Annotated in this window: 24 protein-coding genes; 21 read left to right on the top strand and 3 right to left on the bottom strand. The window is 40.7% G+C overall.

Annotated elements, in window-relative coordinates:
• The first annotated feature begins 1 nt into the window (after position 1).
• The 6 genes from GN277_RS18140 (at position 2) to GN277_RS18115 (ending at position 4,606) form a co-directional block, all read left to right on the top strand.
• The gene (locus GN277_RS18140) at positions 2–166 is read left to right on the top strand and encodes a hypothetical protein (protein ID WP_159752373.1); all 165 of its coding nucleotides are present in this window, start codon (positions 2–4) and stop codon (positions 164–166) included.
• A gap of 17 nt (positions 167–183) precedes the next feature.
• Complete coding sequence (locus tag GN277_RS18135) at positions 184–501, top strand: hypothetical protein (protein ID WP_159752371.1); 318 nt, start codon at positions 184–186, stop codon at positions 499–501.
• Positions 502–577: 76 nt separating this feature from the next.
• Entirely contained in the window at positions 578–2,002 is a 1,425-nt protein-coding gene (locus GN277_RS18130; RefSeq protein ID WP_322101294.1) for a phage tail protein, read from the top strand.
• A gap of 2 nt (positions 2,003–2,004) precedes the next feature.
• The gene (locus GN277_RS18125) at positions 2,005–2,574 is read left to right on the top strand and encodes a hypothetical protein (RefSeq protein ID WP_159752367.1); all 570 of its coding nucleotides are present in this window, start codon (positions 2,005–2,007) and stop codon (positions 2,572–2,574) included.
• A 22-nt stretch (positions 2,575–2,596) separates the two neighbouring features.
• Positions 2,597–4,084 (top strand): pyocin knob domain-containing protein, encoded by a 1,488-nt coding sequence (locus GN277_RS18120; protein ID WP_159752365.1) that lies wholly within the window; start codon positions 2,597–2,599, stop codon positions 4,082–4,084.
• 18 nt (positions 4,085–4,102) lie between these two features.
• On the top strand, positions 4,103–4,606 hold the full coding sequence (locus GN277_RS18115) for a hypothetical protein (protein WP_159752362.1): 504 nt from the start codon (positions 4,103–4,105) through the stop codon (positions 4,604–4,606).
• On the opposite strand, the gene GN277_RS32470 is transcribed toward GN277_RS18115, so the two are convergent.
• Positions 4,599–4,877, bottom strand: coding sequence for an H-type lectin domain-containing protein (locus tag GN277_RS32470; protein WP_159752360.1), 279 nt, complete (start codon positions 4,875–4,877; stop codon positions 4,599–4,601). The two genes, GN277_RS18115 and GN277_RS32470, sit on opposite strands and share 8 nt — an antisense overlap.
• A 109-nt stretch (positions 4,878–4,986) precedes the next feature.
• Between GN277_RS32470 and GN277_RS18105 the strand changes: the two genes are divergently transcribed.
• The 8 genes from GN277_RS18105 to GN277_RS18075 all read left to right on the top strand — a co-directional run bounded on the left by GN277_RS18105 (position 4,987) and on the right by GN277_RS18075 (position 7,830).
• Positions 4,987–5,145 carry a hypothetical protein gene (locus GN277_RS18105; protein WP_159752358.1) on the top strand — a complete coding sequence of 53 codons (159 nt, stop codon included), beginning with the start codon at positions 4,987–4,989 and terminating at the stop codon, positions 5,143–5,145.
• Positions 5,146–5,167: 22 nt separating this feature from the next.
• The gene (locus GN277_RS18100; protein WP_159752356.1) at positions 5,168–5,578 is read left to right on the top strand and encodes a hypothetical protein; all 411 of its coding nucleotides are present in this window, start codon (positions 5,168–5,170) and stop codon (positions 5,576–5,578) included.
• Between the two features lie 2 nt (positions 5,579–5,580).
• Positions 5,581–5,709 carry a CD1375 family protein gene (locus tag GN277_RS18095; RefSeq protein ID WP_159752354.1) on the top strand — a complete coding sequence of 43 codons (129 nt, stop codon included), beginning with the start codon at positions 5,581–5,583 and terminating at the stop codon, positions 5,707–5,709.
• A 52-nt stretch (positions 5,710–5,761) separates the two neighbouring features.
• Positions 5,762–5,887, top strand: coding sequence for a CD1375 family protein (locus tag GN277_RS30975; protein WP_330587338.1), 126 nt, complete (start codon positions 5,762–5,764; stop codon positions 5,885–5,887).
• A gap of 49 nt (positions 5,888–5,936) precedes the next feature.
• Positions 5,937–6,230: a hypothetical protein gene (locus tag GN277_RS18085; protein ID WP_159752350.1), complete on the top strand. Its 294-nt coding sequence runs from the start codon at positions 5,937–5,939 to the stop codon at positions 6,228–6,230.
• Between the two features lie 13 nt (positions 6,231–6,243).
• Positions 6,244–6,495, top strand: coding sequence for a phage holin (locus tag GN277_RS18080; RefSeq protein WP_159752348.1), 252 nt, complete (start codon positions 6,244–6,246; stop codon positions 6,493–6,495).
• Between the two features lie 102 nt (positions 6,496–6,597).
• Complete coding sequence (locus GN277_RS30370) at positions 6,598–6,693, top strand: putative holin-like toxin (protein WP_004071533.1); 96 nt, start codon at positions 6,598–6,600, stop codon at positions 6,691–6,693.
• 201 nt (positions 6,694–6,894) lie between these two features.
• Complete coding sequence (locus GN277_RS18075) at positions 6,895–7,830, top strand: hypothetical protein (RefSeq protein WP_159752346.1); 936 nt, start codon at positions 6,895–6,897, stop codon at positions 7,828–7,830.
• A gap of 87 nt (positions 7,831–7,917) precedes the next feature.
• Here GN277_RS18075 and GN277_RS18070 read toward each other — a convergent pair whose 3' ends face one another.
• Together GN277_RS18070 and GN277_RS18065 are read right to left on the bottom strand one after the other, a co-directional pair.
• Positions 7,918–8,214: a helix-turn-helix domain-containing protein gene (locus GN277_RS18070; RefSeq protein WP_159752344.1), complete on the bottom strand. Its 297-nt coding sequence runs from the start codon at positions 8,212–8,214 to the stop codon at positions 7,918–7,920.
• 131 nt (positions 8,215–8,345) lie between these two features.
• A complete protein-coding gene (locus GN277_RS18065) occupies positions 8,346–8,642 on the bottom strand; it encodes an ABC transporter substrate-binding protein (RefSeq protein WP_159752342.1) in 297 nt (98 codons plus the stop codon).
• A gap of 836 nt (positions 8,643–9,478) precedes the next feature.
• Here GN277_RS18065 and GN277_RS18060 point away from each other — a divergent pair.
• The 7 genes from GN277_RS18060 (at position 9,479) to GN277_RS18030 (ending at position 13,684) form a co-directional block, all read left to right on the top strand.
• Positions 9,479–9,943 carry a hypothetical protein gene (locus tag GN277_RS18060; protein ID WP_159752340.1) on the top strand — a complete coding sequence of 155 codons (465 nt, stop codon included), beginning with the start codon at positions 9,479–9,481 and terminating at the stop codon, positions 9,941–9,943.
• A 1-nt stretch (position 9,944) separates the two neighbouring features.
• On the top strand, positions 9,945–10,268 hold the full coding sequence (locus tag GN277_RS18055; RefSeq protein ID WP_159751438.1) for an HU family DNA-binding protein: 324 nt from the start codon (positions 9,945–9,947) through the stop codon (positions 10,266–10,268).
• On the top strand, positions 10,261–10,527 hold the full coding sequence (locus tag GN277_RS18050) for a cold-shock protein (protein WP_159751437.1): 267 nt from the start codon (positions 10,261–10,263) through the stop codon (positions 10,525–10,527). Before GN277_RS18055 ends, GN277_RS18050 begins: the two co-directional genes overlap by 8 nt.
• Before the next feature lie 279 nt (positions 10,528–10,806).
• On the top strand, positions 10,807–11,778 hold the full coding sequence (locus GN277_RS18045) for a hypothetical protein (RefSeq protein ID WP_159751436.1): 972 nt from the start codon (positions 10,807–10,809) through the stop codon (positions 11,776–11,778).
• 20 nt (positions 11,779–11,798) lie between these two features.
• Entirely contained in the window at positions 11,799–12,365 is a 567-nt protein-coding gene (locus tag GN277_RS18040) for a hypothetical protein (protein ID WP_159752338.1), read from the top strand.
• Positions 12,366–12,602: 237 nt separating this feature from the next.
• Positions 12,603–12,944, top strand: coding sequence for a hypothetical protein (locus tag GN277_RS18035; protein WP_159752336.1), 342 nt, complete (start codon positions 12,603–12,605; stop codon positions 12,942–12,944).
• Between the two features lie 80 nt (positions 12,945–13,024).
• Positions 13,025–13,684, top strand: coding sequence for a toll/interleukin-1 receptor domain-containing protein (locus GN277_RS18030; RefSeq protein WP_159752334.1), 660 nt, complete (start codon positions 13,025–13,027; stop codon positions 13,682–13,684).
• Positions 13,685–13,693 lie beyond the last annotated feature (9 nt).

Genomic DNA, 13,693 nt, shown 5'->3' with positions numbered 1-13,693 from the left:
GATGGAGTTTTGCTTTGAACGGGAGGGCAATTATACACAGTGGGATATTATTACCATGAAGATAAAAAATGATCTTCATGGTCAACTCTGTTCTATCATACCAGATATACGACCGGATTGGGTGTACTACGGCATGATTGAGGTGGAACTGAAAAAGAGATATTAGACGCGCCGTATGATGTAGTGATAACTGTGGATGCAGACCCATACAAATACGAACGGTACAGCAGTTTGGAGCCTTGGGTGTGGGATACCTTTTGTTTTGAAGATGGGATTATTCGTGAATACAAAGATTTAGAAGTTAATGGAACTATGACATTGCTGATACCAGGACGACGAAAAAAGGTGGTTCCGGTATTTGATTGTTCTTCAGCTATGTCGTTAGGTTACGGCGGTCAGACTTATTATCTTCCGGCTGGCCGGTCTAAACTTTTAGATTTGCAATTAGGCGCGGGGGGAGCATTTCCTGACATTCCAAGGGAATGGGAGGGTGAGCGTTGACTACAGGGGGGCGAGTTTATAATGTACCAGATTTTTTTGTGACAATTCACTCTTATATGATCCCAGGGATGAGGATATCCCTATCTTATCTGGAAAGGTTAGCTTAACAGTAAACGCAACAGGAGAATTGACCTTTACATTGCCGCCTATGCACAGGGGAATAGACATAATCCGTAAGCTAAAATCTGTGGTGCAGGTGTATGACAATGGCGAACTGCTCTATGAAGGGCGGGTATTAGATGCCAAGTCAGATATGTACCATACCGTGACTTACACCTGCGAAGGAACTCTTGCATACCTGTTAGACAGTATCCAGCGTCCCAAGGCTTATCATAACCTAACTCCTGCATCCTACCTAAGCGACAAGCTCACACAGCACAACAGCCAGGTGGGTGCCGAGAAGCATTTCCTTCTGGGAACCGTAGAAAAGCAGACTATGAATTATGACGCCAGGGAAGACAACCAGTATACCAATACCCTGGATACTATTATGGATAAGCTGGTGGACAGTAATGGCGGGTATCTTCGGGTAAGAAAGCAAGGGGATGACCGTTATCTGGATTATCTGGAATCCTATCACCGGACCTCCGGCCAGGTCATCCGGTTCGGGGAAAATATCCTGGATCTGACTGAGCACATCAGCGCGGAAAATGTAATTACCGTCCTAATTCCTCTCGGTAAGGCGGCAGAGGGGGAGAACGGGGAAAGCGGCAAACGGCTGACTATCGAATCCGTGAATGGCGGTAAGGATTATCTGGAGGATCCGGAGGCAGTTGCCCTGTACGGCCGGATTGTTGGGACTAAGAACTGGGATGATGTGACCGTCCCCGCTAATTTAAAAGCAAAAGGCAGGGAATATCTGGCAAGCGCCCGCAATCTTACCGCCACGATTGAACTGACAGCCATCGATCTGCATTTGGTTGATGTGGACATAGACCGGATTAAGTTAGGCGATATGATCCGCGTGGTATCACCGCCCCACAAGCTGGATCAGTACATGATGGTGTCCAAACGGGAGTACAATCTTGTGAATCCGCAGGAGGATAAGATTGTGCTAGGCGATACCATAGCAGCCCTGACCGAACGGCAGGCGGCCTTACAGAAAAATGTGGAGAAACAGAAGCACTTTTCAGCTTCCGTGGAGGAAGTGCGGGGGAGTGTATCAGCCCTGGCAGGCGCGGTTGATTCTGCAAAACAGGATGTGTCTGCGCTGGGAGGAAAGGTGCAAACCTTGGAGGGGAATTCTACGGAGACACAGAAAACGCTGCAGGGTATCAATAACAGCCTGACAGCCCAGGAAGAAAAGATGAAGGGAATCAAAGAGGATATCCAGGAGGGGCAAGGGAGATTGAATGAGCTTGAGAGGGAAGGGCAGCAGATCAAAGAGACAGTACAGCAGATACTTCCCAGATTGGACGTCCTGGAACAACCAGATCAGGAACTGGAAGAAAGGCTTCAGGGAATACTTACCAGACTGGATGCTCTTGAAGGAGGTGCATAGAAGTGACAGAGGCATTAGAACAACGGATCAGGGCATTGATACAGGAATTCCGTACTGCCATATATGGGGAGGATGTCCGGAGGACTTATGCGGATATCGCAGAATTGGTCTGTATCGACGCAGTAAAAAAGGCGGATTATGCCACAGCTCAGGGAGATTATGCAAAGGCCCAGGGGAATTATGCGAAGACCCAAGGCGACTATGCAAAGGCCCAGGGCAACCAGGCAAGGGACCAGACAGCGGAGAACATTGCGGCGATTCATTTGGCCATGCAGCAGATACAGAATGAGTTTGGGGATATTAAGGATGTCATTAACGATACAGAGAATGGTTCCTTACTGTTAGAGATTAAAGGTCTTTTAAGCGATATGTACCGGATTGCTACGGATGCGGATATTGACCGCATTATTGCAGGCTCTTATGTGGATGAGGATGATGAAGGCTCTATCTTTGATGTGGCAAGCGAACAGGATATTGATGATATCATAAGCGGCAGCTACGTGGATATACCAGCATCCGAGGAAGTCATAGAGGATGCAGAGCTTCGGGCGATTGTAGAGCAGTCATTTTAGGTGTAAAGGAAGGTGAAGAAAAATGGCAAGAAAGATAGATATTGAACATCTGAACACCTTTACCGCATATCTGGCAGAGACGATCTACAACATATTTGTCCGTAAGCAATTTGGCAAGGGATTATCCGAGAACGATTATACAGACGAAGAAAAGGCGAAGCTGTCTGGTATTGCAGAGGGTGCAAACCGGACGGTTACAGACGCAGCCTTAAACACTACCTCAGAGAATCCCATCCAGAATAAGGCTGTGAAAGCAGAGGCGGACAGGCTGCAAGGTGAAATAAACCAAAAAGTTCCATCCTCCCGTACTGTCAATGGGCACGCCTTAACAGGGAATATTTCACTGACAGCGGCAGACGTAGGGGCAGATGCAAGCGGAGAGGCGGCAACTGCGCTAAGTTCTGCTAAATCTTATACGGACAAAAAGATTGTGGATTTAATCGGAGGCGCGCCGGAAACGCTGGACACGCTAAAAGAGGTGGCAGATGCGTTAGAGACAAATGAGAGTGTTGTAGAAGCCTTGGACGCGGCAATCGGCACGAAGGCCAGCACAGAAGCCTTAGAAGCGCATATTAATAACCAGTCTAATCCCCATGATGTGACCAGAGCACAGGTTGGCCTAGGTAACGTAGAGAATAAGACTGGCGCTGAGATCCGCGGTGAGATGACCAAGGCAGAGGTTGTGAAGGCATTAGGATATACACCTTCTGCGCTTACAAATGTTCCGGATGTTGAGACCAATGACCAGACGCCAACATTTACCCAGGCAACTGAGAGAGAGAATATCGCCAGCGGCGAGAAGCTGAGTACAATATTGGGGAAAATTATGAGGTGGTTTGCTGATCTGAAAGGGGTTGCTTTTTCTGGAAGTTATAATGATCTGAGCAATCGGCCAAGTATTCCTGTCGCAGTAGCGGTGAAAGGAAACGCGGAGACGAGTTATCGAACTGGAAATGTGAATCTGACACCGACTGATTTGGGCGCTGCGGCAGCGAGCCACAGCCATACCGCGAGTCAGGTCACGGGATTGCCTTCATCACTTCCGGCGAACGGAGGGACGGCGAATTATGCAAACTATTTAAATGCGACCAATATACCGGCCAATGGGAACCTTAACAGCTATACGACGCCAGGTTTTTATTACTGTCCAGCCAATGCAACGGTGAGTACTTTATCAAACTGTCCAACGAGTAACGCCTTTTTTATGCTGGTTGGGAAACATGCGGGGACGTTTCAGCTCTTGGTAGAGTATATGGTATCTGGATTTAAGATATATGTGAGGAACTATTACAGTAGTACCTGGGGAGCATGGGTAAGGATGTATACCACAATCGACAAGCCGTCCCTTGGAGATATCGGGGCGGCGGCATCAGGGCATACGCATGGGGCAGCCACGCAGTCTGCCAATGGATTAATGTCCGCGGCAGATAAAAAGAAACTGGACGGGATTGTTTTGGAAGAAACGCCGGAGGCGGATATCGACAAGATCATAGCGGGTACATATACATAGAATAGGAGTGAAAAAGATATGAAAGTAATAACAACGAATCGGCTGAATCGTTTTTGGAAGAATGGGGTTTTGCCGATTAAGAATTCTCTGGCGAATAAGCTGAATACGGCAAATGTTGTGAATAATCTGCTTACAACAGCGGCGGGGTATGCGTTGGATGCGCGGCAGGGGAAGGCGCTGGACGATAAGATAACTGCATTAAATAGCAAATCTACGCAAACCGTTACACAAACCATTAATGGGTTAAGTTGCAAGTTTTATTTTACTAAAGTGGGAAAAACGGTACAATGCGCTGTCGATGCGGTTGGCACTTTGTCGTCTAACGATGCTGGCGTAAACGGTGTTATCCCAGAAGCATTTCGTCCAATCTATACTTCTCGGCTAATTGCCAAAAATATATCAGGTGGCGCTGAGTACGGCACAACTCAATATAGGATAGGCAAAGATGGCCGTGTTGATATTGCATCTGGCGAAACAAGGAATGCTGAACGCTATGTAACCGGTTGCTGGCTTACTAATTAATCTCACCGACAGCTATCCATGTTATCATGTATCCCTGGCTTGTAATGTTGCCTTCGGGATCCATGGCATACACCTTACATCCGGTTGTAGATATATCTCTAACACTACACCCCAATCTTACTGTTATAGAATCTGTTTGAACGCTAATAAGGCTTGCAACCACAGTAGGTATGGTTTTATATGCTTTGGGAAATGTAATCTGAATTTCTCGGAAATACCCATTTACATTTTGCGTACTTGCCCTGCCAGACTGAACATATTGTTTCTTCAAATTGCTATTTAGCGCAGTAGGAGAAAGGAAGAATTTTAATGAGAGAAATTAGAGCAGACCCAGTAGGTCTTTTTTAATACCGTAAACTTTTGGCGAAGGAGGCCGTAAAATGATTAAAATAGTATTCAAAAACGGGCGCGTGGACGAATGGTCCAAAGAAGAATATAGCGATTATAAGTACGATGGAAAATGTTTTATCGTGATTAAAGATAACCAATGGATCGGGTTTTACAATATGGATAGTATTACATCTATCACAATCAAATAATAACAGGAAAGGAATAAAAGATATGAAAATTAAACTTATTGACGGATCTGTATATGATGTAGTTCGTGCAGAGGTAACCAATGGCCGGTTGGAGTTAGACTTCCAGAATAAGACGGCGGAAGAACTTCAGGACACATTTTCTGTACCGGCCTTGCTCACAAACATTGAACTGCTGACAGACACAGAGGACAAAACAGGAGATGTTCCTGGCTGGACGGTATATGGCGGCGTGATGACCCTAGGTGATATAAAGATGGTGATTCTTACCAAATCTGTAAATGTGACGGAACAGCGGCTGGCAGATGCAGAGGCCAACGTTATCGCGGCCAATTCCGTTGCAGAAGTAGCGAAAACAATGTCTTTAGAAACGGCGACCCAGGTAACAGACCTGCAGCTTGCAATCTGTGAACTGTATGAAGGGATGGAGGTGTAGATATGAGTTCCATGGCAAAAGTATACGCGATACTGGTACGTAAGGGAGAAAAGACAATCGACCAGGTACCGGAGAAGTTAATGGAGGAAGTGCAGCAGATTCTTAACCAGGAGAGTGAGAAGGTTGGTTAAGGAGCTGCTGTTTTTCTTATGCAAAAGAATTTTTAGAGAGGAGGTAAACGCTGTGGCAGTTATTTATGTAACCCTGATTGTAAAGGGAAAGAAGACATTTGACCAGGTGCCGGAAAGAATCCAGGCGCAAGTAAGGGAGCTTCTGTCAGATCTGGATGTGCTGGAACTGGCAGAGTAAAGAAATAGGGGTGGCTTTATTGCTGCCCTGCAAAAGGAGGTTTATTCCGATGCAGCAATTTATTATGAGTATATGTACTACTGCAATGCCGATCGTGCTGGGTTATATTGTCTGGCTGCTTAAGAACCAGAAAAAAGACCGAGATTCAAACAGCAAAGGAACCATGCTGCTTTTAAGGGTTCAGCTTATAGAATATCATGACCGGTATGTAGCTTTAAAGCATATTCCTTCGTACGCTTTAGATAACTTTATTGAAATGTACGAGGCATACCATGATTTAGGTGGAAACGGCATGGTAACTGAGATGTATAAGGAGGTATTGGAACTTGAGATTAGAAAGTAAAGGAGAAGGATGTATGATTAATTGGAAAGTGAGAGTGAAAAACAAAGTTTTCTGGATGTCGGTAATACCGGCTGTATTGCTGCTTGTCCAGGTGGTTGCAGCAACATTCGGGTATATGCTGGATTTGGGAGAATTGGGTAATAACCTTCTAACAGTAGTAAATGCCGCGTTTGGGGTGCTTGCGATCCTGGGGATCGTTGCAGACCCAACGACGGAAGGAGTATCAGACAGCCAGCAGGCGCTTACATATAATGAACCTAAATAAAGGTTGCCGGTGCAGGGGTGTAATGATAAGATAATAATGAGATGACCGTGTTGCAAGGTGGACAGCCTCCCGTACTTTGAGAAAAGAAGGGAGGTGGTGCAGATGAGTACATACGAAGTTTTAAGCCTGTTATTTTTAGGCGGTTCGTTCCTCGTTGCATTGCTTGCCTACATAGATAGGAATAACAAGCGAAAATAAATAAACCTACCTTGTACTTGGCCGGTTCAGGTAGGTTTATTACTTATAGCTGAGGCTAACCACTTTTGGGGCGGTCATCTTCTTTGTCTGTATTATATGATAAATTGGATGATATTGCAATGTGAAATTTGGAGAGTCCGGGAATTTGAACGGGCTTTCTTTTTTTGCGCCGGCGCAAGAGCCGACAGGAAGGAGTAGATTATGAGTTGTACCGTTGACCATCTAATGGATAAATGCAAGCAGGCGCTAAAAGAAGATTGGCAGTATGTCTATGGTGCAAAAGGGACCGTACTGAGCAAAGCGCAGATTGATGCGCTACGGAATATGTATGGAAGTAATTGTGTATGGTGGTCAGACAGCAATAAGGCAGGTCACAAATGCTGTGATTGCAGCGGACTGATCACGACAGCGACGGGAGTTATGCGAGGGTCTGCGCAGTATAAATCCACGGCATTGGAGTGTTATCCCATCAGTCAGCGCAAAGCCAATATGCGCGGATGGGCGGTATGGATGAAGGGCCATATTGGTGTATATGATGGCAATGGTGGATATTACGCAATGGACGGAAGCGCCAGAAACATGGTCCATTATCCACTGTCAAAGAATAAGTTTACACATATTATTAAGCTATGCGACGTGGATTATGGAAATGGAGTTAGCACAAATAAGGCTCCGGCTGCGATCGCCAGCGGTGGCTCTTATAATGCAATAGTGAATTTCATGTATTCTGTCCGGACTGAAGATGGAAGGATTCTGCCGGAGGTAACGAATTTGAATGATTATGCAGGCATCCGAGGAAAACGGATTATGGATATAGCAATCAGATGTGATAAGGGAAGTTTATGGTATCAGGTACATATCCTTGGAGGCGATTGGCTGCCAAAAGTATCCGGCTGTGACTGGGATGATCCGGAGAACGGTTTTGCAGGAGACAATAAAGTAATTGATACGGTAAGGGTGTACTATAAGACTCCTAAGGAGATGATTCAGACTCAGGGATACCAACAGGCGCAGTACCGATCTAGCCAGATAAACCTGGGTTACGGTAATTGGCAGTACGATGATGAAACTGGGAACGGGCAGAATGGATTTACAGGAAGTTTTGGAACGGCGATTGACCGGTTCCAGTTATTTTAGATATAATAAAAGTGTAGTTGTTATGTTGGTCCCAGGTCACAGCGGCTACACTTTCTTGTCACATCTTCATACATTAAATAATATGTATTACAGAACATCTTCATTATAGTCTGTTTGAGACGGGGATTTTAAGGGATCCTCATTATCAATCGACATTTCCCGTTTTCGTGATTTTTCAATGAAATCGTCTCTGCCAAATAAATAATCTATAGACACGTCAAAAATATCAGCTATATCAACGACATACTGATAATCAGGCTCTTTGTCTTTTAATTCCCATCCGAGAATAGTCGTTCGTTCGGAACATAACAGCTCAGCCAATGTCTGTTGTGTCATACTATGCGCTAGGCGTAGTGTTCTTAACCGCTCTCCAAATATCTTCATAAATTACCACATCCTTAAGTATTATAGTAGCTTAAGGATGTGGTAATTTCAAATGGTAAAATATAGAAAATAAACCGCATTTTGGAAAAAGGGAAAATGACGATGTTTGTTATCCTATTATTTTGTATTAACTATATATCACCAAATCCAGTAACCAGTTCAAGTTCAATCCCTTCATCCTCAAAATACCCTTCCTCGATGGCTACATACATAGGGGCATAGAAGATAGAGTGGGCGACTTCGTTCAGGATGACTTTCGTTGATTCAGGAAGCACTTCTTCTTTTGTTGTATCTTCTGTTGCGGAAGTCTCTTTGTTTTCTTTTTGCGTGGAAGCAGTTTGAGAGTCTTTTTCTTTGGATGAGCACGCCAGCAGAGTTGTGAGAGCCAAGGCAATCACAAGGGCGGCAGCAAGTAAACGCTTTTTCATACATATCCTCCTTTAAATTCCTAATGGTATAGTATATTCGGAGAGGATTATTGTGTGAAAATGAAGGAAAGAAAAAAGGGGACTGCCGGTTAATAGATAGTCATGAATAGGGAGGCATGTGACTCGTCGAGACACATGCCTCCCCGTAATTATCCCTATAAAAAGAGAAAAAGATGGCTAACAACAACCATCTTTCCTCTGCTACATGTTATATTAAAAGAAATCGGCGTATGTTTCTGGTGCGTTTTCTTTTTCTGCCAATATCATACGTCTTTGTACTTTTGCAAAATCATCAATAGCAGTTTTAACAATTTCAAGGTTGATTGGCATATGCTCACCACCTTTTCATGAGCCATGTTCGTTTGGTTCACTCAGTTTCATGTAACCTCCGCTTAAACAGACTTCACATGGCTCTGCCTTGCAGAATGGAGCATACGGGACTTGAACCCGTGAGAAAAGTGTTACAAAGCCAGTAAAATCAAGGGTTTCAGCGATTTTGATTTGATTACTTTTGATTACCAGGTAATCAAAGTTGCAACCATAACGAATAGTGCATAGAGAAAGGAGATTCTTGCACGTATGACGACAAAAGAAGTTCAGACTTTAAAATAAGTCGCACAGTTGATTCTATAGGATTGATTGTGGGGCTTATTTTAGTGCCTGAATTTCTTCGTATGGAGAAGTAGGGGAGATACCTCAAAATGCTTATATAAGCCGTATAAAACGCTATAAGGCTATACCAGGTATCAGGATATCCCATATATCCAGAGGCACACATAAAACATGGATTTCAAAGATTCAATCAAACAACAAAAAATTTAAGGAGGTCATGAAAAATGACAGAGAAAGCAACTAACACAAACAGGATTAACTTTTATGAGGAAAAGAAATGGATCATGGCTTATTGGTTCAAGGCAAGACGAAACATTAATTTTTCTGAAAATCAGATGCTAACTCAGTGGAGTATATGGTGGAAAGAAGATTTCGGCAGTAGTTCAGGTCAGATATTCCAAGATACATTTACATGGATCAAACAAATTGTCCGTACCATGTCAAAAGCTGAGATTAAAGCAAAGAGACATGAGGTTGCAGATTTTAGTTCCATGCCGCCATATATTAAGCAGTTGGCGAGCAGAAAAGGCTATTACGTAAAGAAATGCAGTACAAGGAAACACCCGCTTAGAGTAAGTGGCTATGCAATCTTTAAGAATGAGAAAGATAAAAAGCCCATATATGGCAAGAAGTTCAATCTGACAGCACAACAGATAAAAGAGATTTTAGAAGCGAAGGAGGACAAATAGTATGGTTATTTTTAAGCCGGAATTAGTTGACAGGGTATGGAGAAAAGTAAATGTAGGCAGGGAAGGACGCAAGGAAAAGGTGAAAAAAGAGGATATCGAGATTGTTATCAATACATTCCTTGAAGAGATGTCCCAATGTATGATTGACGGTGACGATATCATTTTAAGAGGTTTCGGCAAGTTCATGTCAAAAGTTAGGAAAGCTAGGACTACATATAACTCAATATGCAAAACAGAACTGACATTTCCAGAGAGAAGGATTATCAAATTCAATATTTCTCAAAATGTAGATAAGCATATCAAGGGAGAGGGAAGCCATGAGTAGTTTGATGGATGAATATCTAAGTCAAGACAGAGAATGGGGAGTTATTACTAGATTTGATACAACGAAGGGTTACGGATTTATCAAGTCTAAAAAGGACGGAGCGTCATACTTCGTCCATAAGTCACAGTGTAGAAGCGGATGTCCAGAATACGGATATCTGGTAGAGTTCAGTGTCGGCATTAATAAGAAGACAGGAAAAGAACAGGCAGAGAATATTATTGTAATAGAAACACCGCCATATAGAAAAAGATATAGATAGATTTTGATTCCAATAAAAACTTAATATTTCTTGTCCTGTAATCCTAACAAGTTGGGTATGAAAATTTTTTAGGTTTTTAGCCGTCAAATAGAGATAAGCGAACACTTTAAAACGTTTGCTTCTGAACAGGCAGCAGTTGGTTTAAACTAATCGCCTATAAATATTACAACTAAATATACAAACATGTCAGAGAGTCCATTTCTGGATTCTCATTTTTGCGTTCGCATAAAAACGAACGTATCTATTATCACATCGAAAGGAAATATGCAATAGTTAAAAATGAAAGAAATCAAAACATTAGATTTAAAGCGTACGGGTATTGTGCCATTAAATAAACTCGAAACTTTTGTGCTGACAGAAGGAACAAAGCACTATTATATTTCGTCAGAAGGGAGATTAGTTAATGACATAAAAGGTAAATTCTACACTCATAAAGATACATTATCAAAAAGTAACAATAAAGTTCACTGGAAAGTACATTATGAAGATAAAACAGGCGTTGAATATGAAAAAGATGTAAATGCGGATTATTTAGTTGCACAGGCGTTCTTAGAGCCAGTAAAGGGCAAAAACAGAATATATCATATTGATGGTGATAATTCAAACAGCAAATATAATAATCTAATTTATGTATCTGATAGAGAATTGCGTGATTTGAAGAATGGAAGAATTAGTATTGATGATTTGGGCAGAGAACAGGAGTATATCCCATTCTTAAACTATAATCTCATGAAAGCGAAGAGATTATGGAATGACATGTATACACGTTGTTACAATGAAAAATTGCATAATAGATTTCCAAAATATAAAGGTTGTTCCATTTGTGATTATTGGTTAGAGGATAAGGAAAGATTCTATAAATGGGTAGAAGAAAATTATTATATGATTGGTAATGAGCAGATGGATTTAGACAAGGATATCTTGTGTAAGGGTAATAAGGTATACAGTCCTGAGACATGTGTATTTGTTCCACATACAATCAATACCCTTTTGCTGAATTGTAAACGTAAACGTGGCAAATATCCGATTGGCGTAAATTATGAAAAGGCAAAAGGGAAATACCGTGCTGCATTGAATGTTGATGGCAGAACTATAAAATTAGGACATTACAATACAGTGGAAGAATCATTTAGAGATTATAAGAGACATAAAGAAGCTCTTATTATAGTAGTTGCCGACAGATACAAGGGAAAGATTCCTGATTGTGTATATGAAGCAATGATAAACTGGAAGATTGAAATTGATGATTAAAATTAAGGAGGATTTTTACTATGACAAACAATTTAAAGGGAACGCAGGAATTACAAAGAAAGTATGAACATTTATTAGATAAGTACGTAGATAATGCCCATGCTGAGTACAGTATAAAGCAGGAGCGGGAAGAAGAGGCCAGAAACAGATATGGACATCTTCTGGATTATGCAAAACCTGACTATAAGATCTATAAAGATATTATCGGAATAGATGATGTGTGTAGAAGGATGAGACAGCAGAGGGCAGATGATTACGAACAGGCAAATATCAGGATGCAGGAACGCATTGAGAATGAGAGGAGGGAACAGCAGGAGCGCATTGATAGGAATAATGCTTTTGTAAATTCGTATCTGGAAAAGAAAGAAGCGGAACGGAAAGCGGCAGAGGAGAAACGTAAAGAAGCGGAACAGGAACAGAAAATCCTTAATAGTATCCATAGAATGATTGACGTTAAAGATGAGGCATCTGAAATGGTAGCCAGAACAAATGCAATGTTAAAAATTAACAACGAACGAAGGAAAGCGCATGAAGAAAAGATGGAATGGTATGAGAAACAGCAGAATTATATGAAGAAACGTCAGTAGTGATTTAGCGGTAATGGGGCATATTGGATGTAAAAATCTGGTATGCCTCTATTTTTTTGCGAGTTTTGGAGGGATAGAGTATATTGTAGGTACTTAATTATTTTTGGATGGAAACATACCCCCCCTTGTGACTCTTGTACATTTATTGTTGATACTTGAGACGAATCATATAATTGCTTGATGTATGAAGCTATAGATACTATAATTAGAGTATATTTTGTACGAGGGGGATAGCATATGAGTATTGCAGTTAGCATCGTATCAACAATAATAAAATCAGCGGTAAAAAGCGAAGTAGAAAATGAGTTATCCAATGAATTGTTTGGAATTTCAATAGATGGCATTTCAGAAAAAGGAATCAATAAGATTAATGATTTTATCAATAAAGGAAAATCCAAAATTGATAATATTCTGTCAGAAGATAAGATGAAGTCTCTGGCTATTTCAGAAGATAATATGGCTTATGTAGTAGCTGAAATAAAGGGATTGTTTTCTGAAATGGAATTTACTGATGAAATATTCAGACAATTTAAATATGATAGATTTAATTTACGTGATTTTTATGGAATGAATATATAGAAGATAAAACTGGTTATATAGAATGTAAAAGTGATATTAAAAAATCATTGCTTTTTGTTTCAGAAACACTAATTGGATTAATGCGTGAAAGTGAAGATTTTGAAAAAGACATTTCAATACAGATAAGTAATTCTGTTGATGATACCAGAATAGAAATGAGAGAGGAATTTAATAAATTAGATACCTATAACCAAATGATTTTGAAGATATTAGAGCAAAATCAAAATGCTAAGACTATGAAAAATATGAATACTAAATTAGAAAACAAAAATATTTCTATATTTATTTCCTATTCGTCGGATGATGGAATGGTTGTAGATGAACTTGATAAAAAATTACAAAATTATGGCTATACAATTGAGAGAGATATAAGAGATTTAGACTATACACAAAGTATAAAAGAATTTATGAAAAGAATACGAAAAACAGATTATTCGATTATCCTTTTAAGTGATAGATTTTTAAAATCTGAAAATTGTATGAGAGAAATCTTTGAATTTATTAAGGATGATAACTATAAAGACAGAATTATTCCTATAATATTAGATTCAGCAAAAGATATATGGCGAGATAATAAAGGTATAGAATATACAATTTTTTGGAAAGATAAAGAAAAAAATTTTAAGGAGCAATTAAAAAGAATAGATGAAGAGAGTAAAAGTGGGTATATAGAAGAATTAAGACATATATCTATGATTAAAGATTCTATAGGTGAAGTAATTAAAATTTTAGAGATATGAAAATATTTG

It is taken from the genome of Sporofaciens musculi, assembly GCF_009830285.1.
Lineage (GTDB): Bacteria > Bacillota > Clostridia > Lachnospirales > Lachnospiraceae > Sporofaciens > Sporofaciens musculi.
This window is presented reverse-complemented; position numbering and strand designations above follow the sequence as displayed.

What these genes read in the sequence shown, in the direction of transcription:
- GN277_RS18140 (WP_159752373.1), top strand. Translation starts at nt 2, where the DNA reads ATGGAGTTTTGCTTTGAACGGGAGGGCAATTATACACAGTGGGATATT.
- GN277_RS18120 (WP_159752365.1), top strand. Translation starts at nt 2,597, where the DNA reads ATGGCAAGAAAGATAGATATTGAACATCTGAACACCTTTACCGCATAT.
- GN277_RS18115 (WP_159752362.1), top strand. Translation starts at nt 4,103, where the DNA reads ATGAAAGTAATAACAACGAATCGGCTGAATCGTTTTTGGAAGAATGGG.
- GN277_RS18105 (WP_159752358.1), top strand. Translation starts at nt 4,987, where the DNA reads ATGATTAAAATAGTATTCAAAAACGGGCGCGTGGACGAATGGTCCAAA.
- GN277_RS18100 (WP_159752356.1), top strand. Translation starts at nt 5,168, where the DNA reads ATGAAAATTAAACTTATTGACGGATCTGTATATGATGTAGTTCGTGCA.
- GN277_RS18095 (WP_159752354.1), top strand. Translation starts at nt 5,581, where the DNA reads ATGAGTTCCATGGCAAAAGTATACGCGATACTGGTACGTAAGGGAGAA.
- GN277_RS18085 (WP_159752350.1), top strand. Translation starts at nt 5,937, where the DNA reads ATGCAGCAATTTATTATGAGTATATGTACTACTGCAATGCCGATCGTG.
- GN277_RS18080 (WP_159752348.1), top strand. Translation starts at nt 6,244, where the DNA reads ATGATTAATTGGAAAGTGAGAGTGAAAAACAAAGTTTTCTGGATGTCG.
- GN277_RS30370 (WP_004071533.1), top strand. Translation starts at nt 6,598, where the DNA reads ATGAGTACATACGAAGTTTTAAGCCTGTTATTTTTAGGCGGTTCGTTC.
- GN277_RS18075 (WP_159752346.1), top strand. Translation starts at nt 6,895, where the DNA reads ATGAGTTGTACCGTTGACCATCTAATGGATAAATGCAAGCAGGCGCTA.
- GN277_RS18070 (WP_159752344.1), bottom strand. Translation starts at nt 8,214, where the DNA reads ATGAAGATATTTGGAGAGCGGTTAAGAACACTACGCCTAGCGCATAGT.
- GN277_RS18065 (WP_159752342.1), bottom strand. Translation starts at nt 8,642, where the DNA reads ATGAAAAAGCGTTTACTTGCTGCCGCCCTTGTGATTGCCTTGGCTCTC.
- GN277_RS18060 (WP_159752340.1), top strand. Translation starts at nt 9,479, where the DNA reads ATGACAGAGAAAGCAACTAACACAAACAGGATTAACTTTTATGAGGAA.
- GN277_RS18055 (WP_159751438.1), top strand. Translation starts at nt 9,945, where the DNA reads ATGGTTATTTTTAAGCCGGAATTAGTTGACAGGGTATGGAGAAAAGTA.
- GN277_RS18050 (WP_159751437.1), top strand. Translation starts at nt 10,261, where the DNA reads ATGAGTAGTTTGATGGATGAATATCTAAGTCAAGACAGAGAATGGGGA.
- GN277_RS18045 (WP_159751436.1), top strand. Translation starts at nt 10,807, where the DNA reads ATGAAAGAAATCAAAACATTAGATTTAAAGCGTACGGGTATTGTGCCA.
- GN277_RS18040 (WP_159752338.1), top strand. Translation starts at nt 11,799, where the DNA reads ATGACAAACAATTTAAAGGGAACGCAGGAATTACAAAGAAAGTATGAA.
- GN277_RS18035 (WP_159752336.1), top strand. Translation starts at nt 12,603, where the DNA reads ATGAGTATTGCAGTTAGCATCGTATCAACAATAATAAAATCAGCGGTA.
- GN277_RS18030 (WP_159752334.1), top strand. Translation starts at nt 13,025, where the DNA reads ATGCGTGAAAGTGAAGATTTTGAAAAAGACATTTCAATACAGATAAGT.